A 14,389-nucleotide genomic window follows, 5' to 3' on the forward strand; every position below is an offset into this window, starting at 1 on the left:
CTTTCCTTCCCGAATCACTACATTACGCGCCATGAGCAATAGTTTCGACGATATTCCCTTCTTCGACGAAGAGCCGGGCGAGATGGCGCGCAAGCCGCAGCCGCCTGCCGCGCCCGCCGGAAGGGCGCCCGCCACCGGCGGCATTGCCGCCCGCGCCATGGCCGCCCGCGACGGCGGCAGCCGGCCGGATTATCTCGCCGGGCTGAACCCCGAGCAGACGGAAGCCGTCGAAACCCTGGAAGGCCCTGTCCTCGTGCTTGCCGGCGCCGGCACCGGCAAGACGCGCGTGCTGACAACCCGCATTGCCCATATCCTCAATACCGGCCGCGCCTTCCCCTCACAGATCCTCGCCGTCACCTTCACCAACAAGGCGGCCCGCGAGATGAAGGAGCGCATCGCGCTACTGGTCGGCGGCGCCGTCGAAGGCATGCCCTGGCTCGGCACCTTCCACTCGATCGGCGTCAAACTTCTGCGCCGCCATGGCGAGCTGGTCGGCCTGCGCTCCGATTTCACCATTCTCGACACTGACGACGTCGTCCGCCTGATCAAGCAGCTGATCCAGGCCGAAGGTCTCGACGACAAGCGCTGGCCGGCCAAGCAGTTCGCCGGCATGATCGACACCTGGAAGAACAAGGGGCTCGGTCCGGCCGATATCCCCGAGGGCGACGCCCGCGCCTTTGCCAACGGCCGCGGCCGCGACCTTTATTTCGCCTATCAGGCGCGCCTGACGACGCTGAACGCCTGCGATTTCGGCGACCTGCTGATGCATCCGATCGCGATCTTCCGCAAGAACCCGGATCTCCTGAAGGAATATCACGGCCGCTTCCGCTATATCCTCGTCGACGAGTACCAGGACACCAACACCGCTCAATACATGTGGCTCCGGCTCCTCGCCCAGCGCGCCAAGGGCGAGCCGCAGAACGTCTGCTGCGTCGGCGACGACGACCAGTCGATCTATGGCTGGCGCGGCGCCGAGGTCGACAACATCCTGCGCTTCGAAAAGGATTTCCCCGGCGCCAAGGTCATCAAGCTCGAGCGCAACTACCGCTCGACAGAACATATCCTCGGTGCCGCTGCCCATCTGATTGCCCATAATGAAGGGCGGCTCGGCAAGACGCTGTTCACCGACCGCTCCGATCCTGACGACGTCAAGGTGCAGGTGCACGCCTCCTGGGATTCGGAGGAGGAAGCCCGCGCCATCGGCGAAGAGATCGAGCAGCTTCAGCGCGGCAAACATCTGCTCAACGACATAGCGATCCTCGTGCGCGCCTCCTTCCAGATGCGCGAATTCGAAGACCGCTTCGTCACCCTTGGCCTCAACTATCGCGTCATCGGCGGCCCGCGCTTCTACGAGCGCCTGGAGATCCGCGATGCCATGGCCTATTTCCGCCTGGTCGCTCAAGCCTCCGACGACCTCGCCTTCGAGCGCATCATCAACACGCCGAAGCGCGGCCTCGGCGACACGACGGTGCGCGCGCTGCACGACTACGCGCGAGCCCGCGATATCCCGATGCTGGCGGCCGCCGCCGACATCATCGAAACGGACGAGCTGAAGCCGAAGGCGCGAAAAGCCCTCTTCGACGTGATTCAATCCTTCCGCCGATGGCAGGAACTGCTTGAAAACACACCGCATACCGAACTTGCCGAGCAGATCCTCGAAGAGTCCGGCTATACCGACATGTGGAAGAACGACAAGAGCGCCGAAGCGCCCGGGCGCCTTGAGAACCTCAAGGAACTGATCCGCTCGATGGAAAGCTTCGAGTCGATGCGCGGCTTTCTCGAGCACGTCTCTCTCGTCATGGATGCCGAGACCAACGAGAACCTCGATGCCGTCTCGATCATGACGCTGCATTCGGCCAAGGGCCTGGAATTCGACACCGTCTTCCTGCCCGGCTGGGAGGAAGGCCTCTTTCCGCATCAGCGCTCGCTCGATGAAAGCGGCCGCGCCGGCCTGGAGGAGGAACGTCGGCTGGCCTATGTCGGCATCACTCGCGCCAAGCACCGCTGCCACATCTGGTTCGTCTCCAACCGCCGCATCCATGGGCTATGGCAATCGACCCTGCCCTCGCGTTTCCTCGACGAGCTGCCGGAAACCCATGTCGAGGTTGCCGAAATGGAGCAGAGCTATGGTGGCTACGGCCGCGGCGGCTACGGCCAGTCCCGCTTCGACAAGGCCGAGCCGTTTGCCAATTCCTATTCTACCCCCGGCTGGAAACGCGCCCAGGCCAACAAGACCGATGCCACGCGCGACAATTGGGGTTCCCGCTCCGGCCACGCCGTCGAACGCATCGGCTATGGCGAAAGCGGCCCGAAGGGACGGACGATCGAAGGCGAGCTGGTGGCAAAATCCACCTCGTCGGAGCCTTCACGCTTCACCCTTGGCGACCGCGTGTTCCATCTGAAATTCGGCAACGGCAATATCACCGGCATCGAAGGCAACAAACTGACGATCGAGTTCGACCGGGCCGGGCAGAAGCGGGTGCTGGACGGGTTCGTCGAGCGCGTGTGATAATCACCTCGGCGCGACACGAGACCCTTTACCCGAGCATCCGCATGCTGCCGAGCCCGAGGATATCGTTCATCAGGGCGATCCCCATCCCGACGGCGACGATCGACAATCCGATCAGGAAGAGCCGGCGCGACCGGTCGTATTTGACGGCAAGCAGCGAGTCCCGCGCCAAGAGATCGGCAAACACCTTCACCTGAATGGCGATGCCGACCATCAGGAACGACATCGGCAGCAGATCGACGCGGCTCCAGTCATTGGGATTGGAAACCCAGAGGCTGATGAAATTGAGCGAGAAACCGAGGATGATCCCGGTCGCCGTCAGCGATCCGTTGCGGAACGTCGCATCGATCTTCTCGTTCGGCTCTGCCTCGGACATGGTTTCGCTTCCGGCTTGTGTCTGAGCAAGAAAGGCAGAAATCGCGGCCGGGAGCAAGGTCGGCCCAAAGCCTGATGCCGAAAAGTGCGAGCGGTTTTCGGGCAACATCACCAACGCCTGTTCCAGTATCACGCTCCGGGACGCGACCGAAACGCCGTGGTGGCGCGATCTCATGCGATCATCGGCGCGGAGCGCCGTTCGGCTGAACTCAGCGACTATGAAAATACAATAATTCCAATAGGATATCTTTGGCAACCAAGAAGTTAACGTGTCAAAACGTCGCTTTGACGCTTTGCGCAAATCAGCTTAGCCCGGAACCTGCCCGTCCATGAAAGGCGGGCTTCACGACGAACTTTTCGAAGGAGGTTCAAGTGACCAGTGTTTCATCTCTCGGCAGCACATTATCCCAGTACCAGTCTCCGCTTTCCAGCCTCGACAAGAATGGCGACGGCGTCGTTTCGGCGGACGAACTCGCCGCCGCATCGCAGTCTTCATCATCCGGCGCGGCTGCGACCACCGCCGATAGCGACGACAGCAGTGCCGATATCGTCAAGAAAATCACCGCCGACATACTGTCGCTGATGCTGTCCCTTCAGAAGACCGACGGCAGCGACGATCAGAGCGACGACAGCGATCAAAGCGACGACACCTCCAAGGGCGTCTTTGCCGCGATGGATACCAATGGCGACGGCAAGTTGACCGAGGCCGAATTCCTCGCCGCCGATCCGAACAAGATCAGCACCTCAGGCGACAGCGATCCGCTGCTCACCAAAGTGCTGAGCGACATGCAGACGGCCCTCCAAGCCCATCGCAATACCTACGGCGCATCCCCCGCGGCAAGTGATTCCGCAGCCGAAGGCATGACCGCGGCATAGTTCGGCATGAGGCTCCGCCGGGGGAGCCTCGATCCGCCAGACGCAAAAGCCTCTTCCGCCTTCCCTTCCATTTCGACACGAGAGTCGTCGCCAACTCTCGAGCTGATTGCATTAGCGTATTCTTTTTCAGCCACTTACTACCGCTAGCACCAGATTTAACACTTGCGCGTCGGCGCCTGGAAATCCACTAGTTGATGCGTTCAATATGCTTGGCGTCTTTACACTGGAATAAGCGAAGGGATTGGCCTTGATGAAAGCGCTGCTGCTCGTCGACATTCAGAATGGCTTCTGCCCGGGCGGCAATCTGCCGGTCCCGGATGGCGATAAGGTGGTTCCTATCGCAAACAGCCTGATCGACAGCGGCAAATACGATCTGATCGTCGCCTCCCAGGATTGGCACCCGTCGGGCCATGGCAGTTTCGCCTCCGCCCATCCGGGTGCGGCACCTTTCGAGATGGGCGAACTGTCGGGCAAGCCGCAGATGATGTGGCCCGACCACTGCATTCAGGGCACGCTCGATGCCGAACTGCATCCCGCGCTGAAATCCGAAGAGATCGACCTGATCCAGCAGAAGGGCGAGGATCCCGACATCGACAGCTATTCCGCCTTCCGCGACAACGACCGCGATGCCTCGACCGGCCTTGCCGAATTCCTCGAGGGCCAGAGTGTCACCGATCTCGACGTCTGCGGGCTGGCGACCGACTATTGTGTCAAGTTCTCCGCGCTCGACGCGTTGGAAATGATCCCCGGTGTCCGCGTCCGCTTCATCGAGGATGCAAGCCGCGGCATCACCCCCGAAGGCGTCGCCGCCGCCATCGAGGAGATGCGTTCGCGTGGCATCGCGATCGTCGACAGCGCTGAGGTGCTGGCCGGCTGATTCACGCCAAAGACAATGTGGGAAATATCGGATTGGCGCACGCCCATCAGTCCATGGCTCTGAACAACAAGAGGGGCTGCTGTCCGGCGTCCTATTTCAGTACGTAGGCGTCGTAGCTCTCATCGCTCCCGGCAGTCGGGCCGAAGCGTTTGACGAGCTCTGTCGCATTCTGGAAAGCCGACATATCCTCCGGCGTCAGCGACAACCGCCAAACGTAGCTTTCACGCAGGGAGACGGGTGCCGTAATCTGGTCGAGCCGCTGCGAAAGCAGAATGACGACAGGCACCTGCTCACTCTGCTGTAATCCACGTGCCGTTTGCAGCATATCGGCAAGGCTGAGCGAAAGCCGCGCGTTGCGGGTATATCGCACGATGGCGCCGAACCGCTCCTCGCGCGGAAGATAAGTGCGATTGGAAACATAATAAGGCAGCGCTTCCACGAGATAGTCGGGATCGGCCATGATGATCGCATCCTTGAGATCGGGGCGCGACTGCATGAACGCACCGAAATCCTTGCTTCGGCTGAAGGGTATTTGGGCCACGAAGGCGCGATTGACCTTTTCGATACCGGACACGACTTGCAGCGCCAGCAATATCAGGAAGCAGAGACGCCCGAACTTTACGCCGCCGCCGGCAGCTTCCATGCCGGCAACGCCCGCCCCTTCACGCTGGAACTGTGCGGTCAAGGCGGTCATCGCGATCATGAAAACCAGCCAGAGCGCCTGATGTCTGTATCCGCCGGGGTAGACAAGCGTAAAAAGCAGCGACAGCCCCAAAAGCACCAGTGCGGCCGCGATCATTGCCGGCCGTCGGTTCGCCAACGCAAACAGGCTGCCGTAGATGAGTACGGACATCAACGCGGCGAAGATGCGAAACGCCAACGGACAGGCCACCATCAGTTCAAGGATACTGTCGGGATAGAACGACATAAAATACGAACTGGGCAGGGCAAGAGCACGAAGGGCGAGCAAAGCGAAATTCTCGCCGCTGAGATTGTTCTGGCCCGTATCATTGAAGGTCGGATAGACCGTCAGGAAACATGTAACAATTCCAACCGTGGCGATGGCAGCGGCTGTCACCAAGGCTCGATACTCCCTCAAAGGAGGCCTTGGCCGCGCCAGAACCAAATCAAAAAACCAATAAGCCAGGAAGCCGCCGACAAGCACGACCGAATGGACGTTGGTATTCGCCAGCAAGGCAAACAACAGGCCGATCCATAGTCCGTTGCGCGCTCCTTTCTCCCAGGTCAGGACGATCAGGAAAGTCACCAGCATGCTGATGCCGTAATTTCGCGACATCGCAGCGTATTCGAAAATCGAAAAGCTGCCGAACAGCGACAGCATCATGATGGGAAGCGGCAGTTTCAGCCTGAAAACAAGAAGATAGGTTGCTGCCGCTGCAACCACCAGCGCCACGACCTTCAGGACGACGGGTGAGCCGACCACGACATAGGCGGCGCGCAGCAGGATATACCAGAGAGCAGGATGACCCTCGCCATGCAGCTGGCGAAGCATATCGGCGAAATTGTCCCCCTGAAGGGCCAGCGACAATGCACGAACCTCGTCACGCCAAACGGTTTCGGACCAGCAAAGAGCAGACGCCAGCGCAAGCCAGATCAAAAAGATCAACGGCTTGCCGAGCTTGGCGAAACGCGGTTCATCAACAACAGAGACAATCGAGGCCAAATGACACGCAACCCGGTGAATGACAGCGTGACGACCATATCGGCCGTGACATAATTTGGCGTTAAATGAAGGCTCTCATTTGATTCTCAGGCGCTAGCTTTTGCTCTCCCTCTCGAGAAGATGGATGTCCTCGCTCAAGTCTTCCATCCTCTTCAATAGGGCCGCTTGAGCATCTCTCAGCCCTCGATTGTAAAGGTATGGACCGATCTCCGTGGCGAAAAAGTCAAGCAGGAACTCGGCCGGCAAGGCGCCGATCGGATCGAGTTCCTGGTCGAAATAGGCGCGGATGCGCGAAACGATCTCAGCCTTTTCTTCCTTCGAAAATTCGATCTTCTTCATGGGCTCTCTCTTTGCCGGATGCGATCAGCACGTTGATGCTTCAGCGAAATCGATTGGTCAATCAACGAAATTCAATTGCCGCGGCAACCCTTAGACCATAAGGGAAAGCTGAATTTCCAACAGGATCACCCATATGAATCGCGCCGACTTTGTTGAAGGTTTGCGGGGTGGCTCCGCCGTTGCGCTGGCATCGGCGCCCTTTGCCGCCCTGTTCGGTGCGCTCGCAGTCGAAAACGGCATGTCGCTTTCCGAAGCTGCCTTCATGAGCGCCACGGTCTATGCCGGCGCCAGCCAGATGGTCGGCATCGAACTCTTCGGCCACAATGTCCATGCCTGGCTGATCGTGCTGTCGATCCTCGCCGTCAATTTCCGCCACGTGCTCTATTCGGCGGCCTTGGCGCGCTATATCGGCCACTTCACGCCGATGCAGAAATTTTTCACCTTCTTCCTGCTCGTCGATCCGCAATTTGCCGAGGCGGTGAAGCGCAGCGAGGCCGGCAAACCGCTGACCTTCGCCTGGTATTTCGGCTTCGGCATCATCATCTATATCCCCTGGGTGCTGATCAGCGTCATCGGCGGCATGCTCGGCGGCTTCATCGGCGATCCGAAGGCGATCGGCCTTGATATCCTGCTGCCGGCCTATTTCCTCGGCATCGTCCTCGGCTTCCGGAAGCGTGCCAATTTCCTGCCCGTGGCGCTCGTCAGCGCTGTGGCGTCCGTGCTCGCCTATCGTTATGTCGGCTCGCCCTGGCATGTCAGCCTCGGCGCCGCTGCCGGCATCGTGCTCGCCGCCCTGCTGCCATTACCGCCGCAGGAGCCCGACCTCGAAGCCGACGCCCTTCAATCCGAAGTGCATGAGGTCTGAGCCATGGAATTCGATCTTAACATGGCGCTCGTCATCCTCGCTGCCGCAGCCGCCACCTTCGCCACCCGCATCGGCGGCTACATCCTCATCACCCGGATGAAAAGCATCCCGCCGCGCATGGAGGCGGCGCTGAATGCCGTGCCGGCAGCCGTGCTGACGACGCTGGTCGCACCTGCCTTCTTCATCGGCGGCTGGGATTCGAAGCTGGCGCTGATCGTCGCCCTCTTCGTCGGCCTGCGTTTCACCCATACATGGATGCTGGTCGCTGCCTGGATCGTCGTAATGATCTGGCGCCATACCGCCGGCGTTTAACGCCGGCGTTCAGCGCCATCACTTTAATATTCCAGCGGCAGCGTCGCGTTTTCGAGCCACGCCCGGACATCGTGTTCATGGATCAGCGGCATCAGCGCCTCGCGTGTGCGGCGGTGATAGTCGTTGAACCAATGCAACTCGTCATGGGTCAGAAGTTCCGGAATGACGAGGCTGCGGTCGATCGGGCAGAAGGTCAGCGTCTCGAAGCCGAGCATCGCCGCGTCGCCGCCGTCGATCTCCTCGGCTGCGCGCACATAGATCAGGTTTTCGATACGGATGCCGAAGCTGCCGGGCCGGTAATAGCCCGGCTCGTTGGACAGGATCATGCCGGGCAGCAGTTCCTGCGTCGAAAGCCTGGAGATGCGCTGCGGCCCTTCATGCACCGAGAGATAGGAGCCGACACCATGGCCCGTGCCGTGGGCGAAATCGGCCCCTGCCCGCCACAGCGCGATGCGCGCCAGCGGGTCGAGGTCGCAGCCGCGTGTGCCTTTCGGAAAACGCGCCGTGCTGATCTGGATCATCCCCTTCAGCACCAGTGTGAAAAAGCGGCGATGCTCTTCTGAAACCGCCCCGATGCCAACGGTACGGGTAATGTCGGTCGTGCCGTTGATATATTGCGCGCCGGAATCGATCAGGAAGAGTTCGCCGCCTTCGATCATCCGGTTGGTCTCGGTCGTCACGCGGTAATGCATGATCGCCGCATGTTCGCCGGCGCCGGAAATCGTGTCGAAGGAAATGTCCTTCAGCGGGTTCTGCATGCTCTGGCCGACGCGGGCGCGCACCGCTTCGAGATGCTCGGCGGCAGCAATTTCGCTCACCGTGCCGGGTTTTGTCTGCGACAGCCAATAGAGGAATTCCACCATCGCCGCGCCATCCTGCAGATGCGCGGCGGCCGAGCCGTTGATCTCGACGTCGTTCTTCACCGCGCGCGGCATCTTGGCGGGATCAGTCCCCTCCACCACTTCGCCGCCCGCCTTGCGGATGATCTCGGCCAGCGCATAGGAAGCGATATCCGGGTCGATCAGCACACGGCCGCCATCCCTTGAAACGGCAGCGAGCCTCTCCTCCAGCGCCGAGGGCGGCAGCTGTGTGCAGATCTGCGCGAGATAGGCCTCCGGCTCGATGCCGGTCTTGCGCTTGTCGAGGAAAAGATCGGCCCGCCCGTCGGCATAGACGATGGCGCGCGCCAGCGGATGCGGCGTATGCGACACGTCGGCGCCGCGAATGTTGAAGGTCCAGGCGACCGAGGAGGGATCGGCGATCAGCACTGCCGCCAGGGCCTTCTTCGAAAGGTCGGCGGCGATCGTCGCGATTTTATCCCTGGCAAGCACGCCGGCCTGCGCGACATTCTGGATGCTGACCGCGCCGAGCGGCTCGGCCGGCCGGTCGCTCCAGAGCCTGTCGAGCGGATTGTGCGGCAGAAAGGTGAGCGTGCCGCCGATCTGCGAAAGCGCTCGTTCCAGACGGCGCACCTCGGCACCGGCATGCAGCCAGGGATCGATGCCGAGCCGAAGCCCCTTGGCGCCGTTTGCCGCCAGCCAGAGATGCGGCGGCTCGTTGACGAGATCGCCGCCCGAGAAGACCGAACCGTCGACCTGTTCGGCAAGCTGCGTCACATAACGCCCGTCGACGAAGACGATCGCTTGCGTGCGCAGAACCATTGCAATGCCTGCAGAGCCGGTGAAGCCCGTCAGCCACGCCAGGCGCTCCGAACATGCCGGAACATATTCGCCGTTGAAGTCGTCGGCGCGCGGCACGAGGAAGGCGTCGATCCCGAGCGAATCGAAAGCAGCGCGCAGCGCCGATACCCGATCCCTGCCGAATTGGGGCGTGGAGGTGACTTCGAAGGACTGGAACATGCTGGAAACCCGAATGGTTGAAACGAATACGGTAAATAGGATGCCGGCCATGTTAGCGAAATTTCAATCGATGGGGAGAAAAAGCGACGAAACGAGTCGAAACCCTGGGTGCCGCCCAATATTTTGACAGAACTGTGACGCGAAAAGTTAATTTGGCACGCTTTATGCATTAGCCGCATGGCTCCCATGAGCGAAACCCTCTGCCTCCGCCTTTCAGAATAGCTATATAGGCGGCATCGAACGGTTCGCGATGAACCTGCAACTAAGGAATTTTTGAAATGACCGCCTCTCTCTCGCGCTTCGCATATAGCAGCCCGGTGCAGGCTGGCGAACGCCAGACCGTACGTCACGTCATCGGCGCCCGCCGGCCGCAGAACGACGACAGCCTCAAGCTGCTCGGCGCCGGCCAGCGCGCCACGCGCCACAACGGCGCCCCCAGCTACGCGTTCTAAATCTGAAAGCCCGTCCGTCTCCTCCCTCCCGGACCGGCCTATTGGAATGCAGTAGAGCCCGCTCGAGCGCTCCTCCCCTTTGAGCTCGCGGGCATTGGCCGGATAGACCGGTCCAAGGCGGTGCCATCGGCACCGCCTTTTTCTTTGTCGTCGGTAGGGTTTAGCTGGCGGACAGGGTTCCTGATACGGTTGCCTGTACGGTGAATGGCTCCTCCCGCCGACCCCACGCTCCGTCATGCTCGGCCTTCAGCCGAGCATCCACGCGGCATCCATCAGCAGCAGTGGCATGGTTCCTCGGCTCAAGGCCGAGGAAGACGGAGAGTGAGGTGACGATCTCGCCAAACGCGCCGCCGGCGCAGCGAAACACCGCGTCGGATGCGCCATCAGACAGGCACTTGCCTGCTCAGCGTCTCGAAGAATCACGGCCGATCGAAATGAATCGTCACCCAGCCGTTCCGCCAAATCGTCCGGACATGCCGAAGCCTCGCGCCGCTATAGGCGGCGATCACCTTCCAGCGCTGCGCGGCGAGAATGCCCGAAAGGATGACCGAGCCGCCGGGTGCCAGATGCGTCGCAAGCTTCGGTGCCATGCGGATCAGCGGCCGGGCGAGAATGTTGGCGATGATCAGATCGAAAGGACCATGCTCGGAAAAGGCCGTCGAATGAAAGCCCGGCGCGGTCCTGGTGACGATGCCCGAGGCGATGCCATTGCGGCACACATTTTCTGCCGCAACCCGCGTCGCGATCGGATCGATGTCGGTTGCCAGCACCGGTATGTTCTTGAGCTTGCGCACCGCAATCGCCAGCACGCCGCTGCCGGTGCCGAGATCGAGTGCATTGCGGACCCGGCGCGAACGCACCACGGCGTCGATCGCCTCGAGGCAGCCGGCGGTCGTGCCGTGATGGCCGGTTCCGAAGGCCTGGCCGGCATCGATCTCGATGTCGATATCGCCGGGGCGGACCTTGTCGCGGTCATGCGAGCCATGCACCAGGAAGCGCCCCGCCCTGACAGGCTTCAGCCCCTCCAGCGATTTCACCACCCAGTCGACATCGGGGATGACTTCCCGCTCCAGCCGGGCATCGGGGAAAGAGGCCTTCAATGCGTCCTCGACGCGGGAATGCACCTCGGCCTCGTCCTCGGCCATCATATAGATCGAGGCTTCCCAGATGTCTTTCTTCTCATCGATCTCGGTGGTCCCGATGGCAAAGTCTTCTTCGCCGAAGACCGAGCTCAGCAGATCGAGGATCTCTTCGGCCTTGCTCTCGGTCGTCGTCACGTAAAGGCGGATTTCACTCACGATAGGCGGTCTTTCCCGTTTCCGTTGCCCGCCACCGGTCGAGCCAACGCCCCATCACGCTGAAACCATCACCCCTTGTTGACGAGATTCTCCAGCTTCTTTACCGCCGTGTCCGGGTTTTCGCCATAGGCGATCGTTCCGGCAAACCGTCCCGCAGAATCGAGCAGGAAAACCGAGGCGGTGTGATCCATCGTGTAATCGCCGTTCGGATCCTTCTCATCGACCGGCACTTTCTTGGCGTAGACGCGGAAGCCCTTGATGACTTCGGCGATCTTGTCGGGCGGACCCGAGATGCCGGTGATGCGCTTAGAAACGTTGGAGACGTATTCGTTCATGATCTCGGGCGTGTCGCGCTCCGGATCGACGGTCACGAAATAGGCTTGCAGCTTGTCACCCTTCGGATCGACCTTCTCCATCCAGCCGTTCAACTCGAAAAGCGTCGTCGGGCAGACCTCTGGGCAATGGGTAAAGCCGAAAAACAGCGCCGTCGGCTTGCCGCGTAACGCTTCTTCGGTAATCGGCCGTCCGCTCTGCGAGACCAGGGTAAATGGAACACCGAAGGGCGCCTCCACCGCCACATCCCCCGATTTTAAAGGATACCACCTGAAGAACCCGAGAACCCCGGCAAGTATCAGGACACCGACCCAGACGGCGATGCGAAATGTCTTCATTGGCGAGATCCTCGATCCAGGCGGATGCGTCGCCCGCCTCTGCCGGCGTGATTATAGTCTCGACCGAAGGCGCGCAACTCAACAATATGTTTTCTGACCCGTGATTAATTGTCTCATCGGCCGCGGCCGTCCCCAATCGGAAATCAGCCCCGGAAATCAGCACGGATCAAAAAAAGCGATGTTTGTGAATAGCTTGCCTTCAGAGCGACGGGCAATCCCAAAATACATATCGTTAGGAAAGACTTAAGCCGTCACATCTATATTTAACGGCGGTTCTGCATCGCTACTCCGCCGGGGATAACTGGGAAGAATTCTGACCATGAACAACAACAACGCCATCAAGCAGTCGGGCGCTTATCTCGAAATCGTCTCGTTCCACCTGGGCGACCAGGAATTCTGCATCGACATCATGGCCATCCGCGAAATCCGCGGCTGGGCGCCGGTGACGCCGATGCCGCACACCCCACCCTACGTGCTCGGCCTCATCAACCTGCGCGGCGCGGTTATCCCCGTCATCGACATGGCCTGCCGCCTCGGCATGAAGATGACCGAGCCCTCGGAGCGCTCGGCGATCATCGTCACCGACATCGCCGGCAAGCTCGTCGGCCTGCTGGTCGAGCAGGTATCCGATATGATGACCATCAAGAGCGAAGACCTGCAGCCGCCGCCGGAAATCATCCCGGAAGCCCAGCGCGCCTTCTGCCGCGGCATCGTCGCGCTCGAAAAGACCATGGTCTGCTTCCTGAACCTCGATACGGTTATTGCCGACGAACTGACGCAGGCGGCTTGATATTTATCGCAAAACGGAATGCGAAGGCCCGGCTCGTCCGGGCCTTTTTCGTTTGAAAAAGACCGACTCGTCGCCGATCTCTCCATCCTCTCCTCCCTCATCTCTGTGCTCGTCACAGAGATCCAGCCACCGCGCGTCAGCGCGGTGAATGACTTGCTTGTCAAATGGGGTCTCCCGCGCCCAAGGACTTGGGCGCGCTGGATGCCTGTGACAAGCACAGGCATGAGGGAGCTCGGAGAGATGCACTACTCGAGATGAAACGTGCGTCGCACACAAACCTGCAGCTTATTGGGGCTTCCCATTCTTCCACGTGACATTCTGCCCATAGAGCGGAATCGTCGAGATCGACATCTTCGCAGAGCCATCCGTCAGTTCCCTGGAATGGGCGAGATAGATCAGCGTGTCGTTGGCCTTGTCGTAGATGCGATTGACGACCAGTGTTTTCCAGATCAGCGACATGCCCTGCCGGAACACTTCGCTGCCATCCTTGGACAGGTCGATATTGCCGATCTCGATCGGCCCCGTCTGCCGGCAGGCGATAGAATTGTTCGACGGGTCTTCGAACCAGTTGCCGTTCTTGAACCGGTCGATCAGGCTACGGTCGAAATAGGTGACGTGGCAGGTGACGCCCTTGACCTCCGGATCGGAGACCGCCTCGACGATGATGTCGTTGCCGATCCAGTCGACCCCGACCTTGCCGACGACCTCGGCCGAGGCGGCGCCGGCGGAAAGGGCGGCGAAGGAGAAGGCGGCGAGGAGAAGATTGCGAGGCTTGGACATGGCGGCTCCCTGAATGATCCGCATTTTAGATAAGTGCGCCCCCATTCTTTGCAAGAAATGGCCGTCTGCAGGGAAACGATCAGCCTTTCCGGCAGGTGCAGGGCTCGTAGGCCCCCGCCGTTAGCCGGCCGGGCCTCATGCCGATCAGCGCCGGTATGGCGTGGACGGCATTGGCCTTGACCGCTTTTGCCATTTCGATGGCCGCAGCCGCGCAGACGACGGCGTCCTCGGCGGCGTTGTGGTGCACGAAACGCAGGCCGAGGTGCTCGGCGATCAGGTTCAGCCGATGCGAGAGGAAGTGCGGCCAGATCCGCTGCGCCATCTTCAGGCTGCAGAGATAGGTCAGCTCCGGATAGGATTGCCGGTAGAGATCGAGGCTCGCCCGCCAGACGCTGAAATCGAAGGCGGCATTATGGGCGATCATCGTCGCGCCGCTGATATCCTCGTGAAACTCGTCCATCACCTCGGGAAACTCAGGCGCATCCTCGACATGCTCAGGCCGGATGCCGTGGATCGCTATGTTCATCCCGGCAAAACGCATGTCCCGCGGCCGGATCAGCCGCTCCTCGACGCGCGTGACCCTGCCCTCCTCGATCCAGGCAAGGCCGACGGAACAGGCGCTGCCGCGCTGTTCGTTCGCCGTCTCGAAGTCAATCGCGATGGTCTTCAAATCGGCACCCGAATCGTTTCTTTCCGAAACAG

Annotated in this window: 16 protein-coding genes; 8 read left to right on the forward strand and 8 right to left on the reverse strand. The window is 60.7% G+C overall.

Going from position 1 to position 14,389, the window contains the following annotated elements; translation table 11 throughout:
• The first annotated feature begins 31 nt into the window (after positions 1–31).
• Positions 32–2,509: an ATP-dependent helicase gene (locus CO657_RS13000; RefSeq protein WP_054182703.1), complete on the forward strand. Its 2,478-nt coding sequence runs from the start codon at positions 32–34 to the stop codon at positions 2,507–2,509.
• Positions 2,510–2,537: 28 nt separating this feature from the next.
• Here CO657_RS13000 and CO657_RS13005 read toward each other — a convergent pair whose 3' ends face one another.
• A complete protein-coding gene (locus CO657_RS13005) occupies positions 2,538–2,885 on the reverse strand; it encodes a hypothetical protein (RefSeq protein WP_054182760.1) in 348 nt (115 codons plus the stop codon).
• Positions 2,886–3,256: 371 nt separating this feature from the next.
• Between CO657_RS13005 and CO657_RS13010 the strand changes: the two genes are divergently transcribed.
• Positions 3,257–3,760, forward strand: coding sequence for an EF-hand domain-containing protein (locus CO657_RS13010; protein ID WP_054182702.1), 504 nt, complete (start codon positions 3,257–3,259; stop codon positions 3,758–3,760).
• Between the two features lie 250 nt (positions 3,761–4,010).
• Positions 4,011–4,637, forward strand: coding sequence for a bifunctional nicotinamidase/pyrazinamidase (pncA, locus tag CO657_RS13015; protein ID WP_054182701.1), 627 nt, complete (start codon positions 4,011–4,013; stop codon positions 4,635–4,637).
• A gap of 91 nt (positions 4,638–4,728) precedes the next feature.
• On the opposite strand, the gene CO657_RS13020 is transcribed toward pncA, so the two are convergent.
• The gene (locus CO657_RS13020; RefSeq protein WP_245487152.1) at positions 4,729–6,240 is read right to left on the reverse strand and encodes a hypothetical protein; all 1,512 of its coding nucleotides are present in this window, start codon (positions 6,238–6,240) and stop codon (positions 4,729–4,731) included.
• Here CO657_RS13020 and CO657_RS37280 point away from each other — a divergent pair.
• On the forward strand, positions 6,121–6,375 hold the full coding sequence (locus CO657_RS37280) for a hypothetical protein (protein ID WP_245487154.1): 255 nt from the start codon (positions 6,121–6,123) through the stop codon (positions 6,373–6,375). The genes CO657_RS13020 and CO657_RS37280 overlap by 120 nt on opposite strands.
• A 39-nt stretch (positions 6,376–6,414) precedes the next feature.
• Here CO657_RS37280 and CO657_RS13025 read toward each other — a convergent pair whose 3' ends face one another.
• The gene (locus tag CO657_RS13025; protein WP_054182699.1) at positions 6,415–6,660 is read right to left on the reverse strand and encodes a DUF2164 domain-containing protein; all 246 of its coding nucleotides are present in this window, start codon (positions 6,658–6,660) and stop codon (positions 6,415–6,417) included.
• 133 nt (positions 6,661–6,793) lie between these two features.
• On the opposite strand from CO657_RS13025, the gene CO657_RS13030 reads away from it, so the two are divergent.
• Positions 6,794–7,525 (forward strand): AzlC family ABC transporter permease, encoded by a 732-nt coding sequence (locus tag CO657_RS13030; protein ID WP_054182698.1) that lies wholly within the window; start codon positions 6,794–6,796, stop codon positions 7,523–7,525.
• Positions 7,526–7,528: 3 nt separating this feature from the next.
• Complete coding sequence (locus tag CO657_RS13035; protein WP_054182697.1) at positions 7,529–7,837, forward strand: AzlD family protein; 309 nt, start codon at positions 7,529–7,531, stop codon at positions 7,835–7,837.
• Between the two features lie 23 nt (positions 7,838–7,860).
• Here CO657_RS13035 and CO657_RS13040 read toward each other — a convergent pair whose 3' ends face one another.
• Positions 7,861–9,696: an aminopeptidase P family protein gene (locus CO657_RS13040; RefSeq protein WP_054182759.1), complete on the reverse strand. Its 1,836-nt coding sequence runs from the start codon at positions 9,694–9,696 to the stop codon at positions 7,861–7,863.
• A gap of 278 nt (positions 9,697–9,974) precedes the next feature.
• Here CO657_RS13040 and CO657_RS36735 point away from each other — a divergent pair, with 278 nt between their 5' ends.
• Entirely contained in the window at positions 9,975–10,148 is a 174-nt protein-coding gene (locus tag CO657_RS36735; protein ID WP_003593393.1) for a hypothetical protein, read from the forward strand.
• 419 nt (positions 10,149–10,567) lie between these two features.
• Here CO657_RS36735 and CO657_RS13045 read toward each other — a convergent pair whose 3' ends face one another.
• Positions 10,568–11,446, reverse strand: coding sequence for a 50S ribosomal protein L11 methyltransferase (locus CO657_RS13045; protein ID WP_054182696.1), 879 nt, complete (start codon positions 11,444–11,446; stop codon positions 10,568–10,570).
• 68 nt (positions 11,447–11,514) lie between these two features.
• Positions 11,515–12,117, reverse strand: a complete 603-nt coding sequence (locus tag CO657_RS13050; RefSeq protein ID WP_012558357.1) for an SCO family protein — start codon at positions 12,115–12,117, stop codon at positions 11,515–11,517.
• Positions 12,118–12,436: 319 nt separating this feature from the next.
• On the opposite strand from CO657_RS13050, the gene CO657_RS13055 reads away from it, so the two are divergent.
• On the forward strand, positions 12,437–12,907 hold the full coding sequence (locus CO657_RS13055; RefSeq protein WP_003541378.1) for a chemotaxis protein CheW: 471 nt from the start codon (positions 12,437–12,439) through the stop codon (positions 12,905–12,907).
• 285 nt (positions 12,908–13,192) lie between these two features.
• On the opposite strand, the gene CO657_RS13060 is transcribed toward CO657_RS13055, so the two are convergent.
• Both CO657_RS13060 and CO657_RS13065 read right to left on the reverse strand, forming a co-directional pair.
• Entirely contained in the window at positions 13,193–13,687 is a 495-nt protein-coding gene (locus tag CO657_RS13060) for a CreA family protein (RefSeq protein WP_054182758.1), read from the reverse strand.
• Between the two features lie 79 nt (positions 13,688–13,766).
• Entirely contained in the window at positions 13,767–14,357 is a 591-nt protein-coding gene (locus tag CO657_RS13065) for a 3'-5' exonuclease (RefSeq protein ID WP_054182757.1), read from the reverse strand.
• Between the last annotated feature and the right edge of the window lie 32 nt (positions 14,358–14,389).

The organism is Rhizobium acidisoli, from assembly GCF_002531755.2.
In the GTDB taxonomy this organism is placed as follows: domain Bacteria; phylum Pseudomonadota; class Alphaproteobacteria; order Rhizobiales; family Rhizobiaceae; genus Rhizobium; species Rhizobium acidisoli.

What these genes read in the sequence shown, in the direction of transcription:
- CO657_RS36735 (WP_003593393.1), top strand. Translation starts at nt 9,975, where the DNA reads ATGACCGCCTCTCTCTCGCGCTTCGCATATAGCAGCCCGGTGCAGGCT.
- CO657_RS37280 (WP_245487154.1), top strand. Translation starts at nt 6,121, where the DNA reads ATGACCCTCGCCATGCAGCTGGCGAAGCATATCGGCGAAATTGTCCCC.
- CO657_RS13055 (WP_003541378.1), top strand. Translation starts at nt 12,437, where the DNA reads ATGAACAACAACAACGCCATCAAGCAGTCGGGCGCTTATCTCGAAATC.
- pncA (WP_054182701.1), top strand. Translation starts at nt 4,011, where the DNA reads ATGAAAGCGCTGCTGCTCGTCGACATTCAGAATGGCTTCTGCCCGGGC.
- CO657_RS13040 (WP_054182759.1), bottom strand. Translation starts at nt 9,696, where the DNA reads ATGTTCCAGTCCTTCGAAGTCACCTCCACGCCCCAATTCGGCAGGGAT.
- CO657_RS13035 (WP_054182697.1), top strand. Translation starts at nt 7,529, where the DNA reads ATGGAATTCGATCTTAACATGGCGCTCGTCATCCTCGCTGCCGCAGCC.
- CO657_RS13030 (WP_054182698.1), top strand. Translation starts at nt 6,794, where the DNA reads ATGAATCGCGCCGACTTTGTTGAAGGTTTGCGGGGTGGCTCCGCCGTT.
- CO657_RS13050 (WP_012558357.1), bottom strand. Translation starts at nt 12,117, where the DNA reads ATGAAGACATTTCGCATCGCCGTCTGGGTCGGTGTCCTGATACTTGCC.
- CO657_RS13005 (WP_054182760.1), bottom strand. Translation starts at nt 2,885, where the DNA reads ATGTCCGAGGCAGAGCCGAACGAGAAGATCGATGCGACGTTCCGCAAC.
- CO657_RS13025 (WP_054182699.1), bottom strand. Translation starts at nt 6,660, where the DNA reads ATGAAGAAGATCGAATTTTCGAAGGAAGAAAAGGCTGAGATCGTTTCG.
- CO657_RS13060 (WP_054182758.1), bottom strand. Translation starts at nt 13,687, where the DNA reads ATGTCCAAGCCTCGCAATCTTCTCCTCGCCGCCTTCTCCTTCGCCGCC.
- CO657_RS13000 (WP_054182703.1), top strand. Translation starts at nt 32, where the DNA reads ATGAGCAATAGTTTCGACGATATTCCCTTCTTCGACGAAGAGCCGGGC.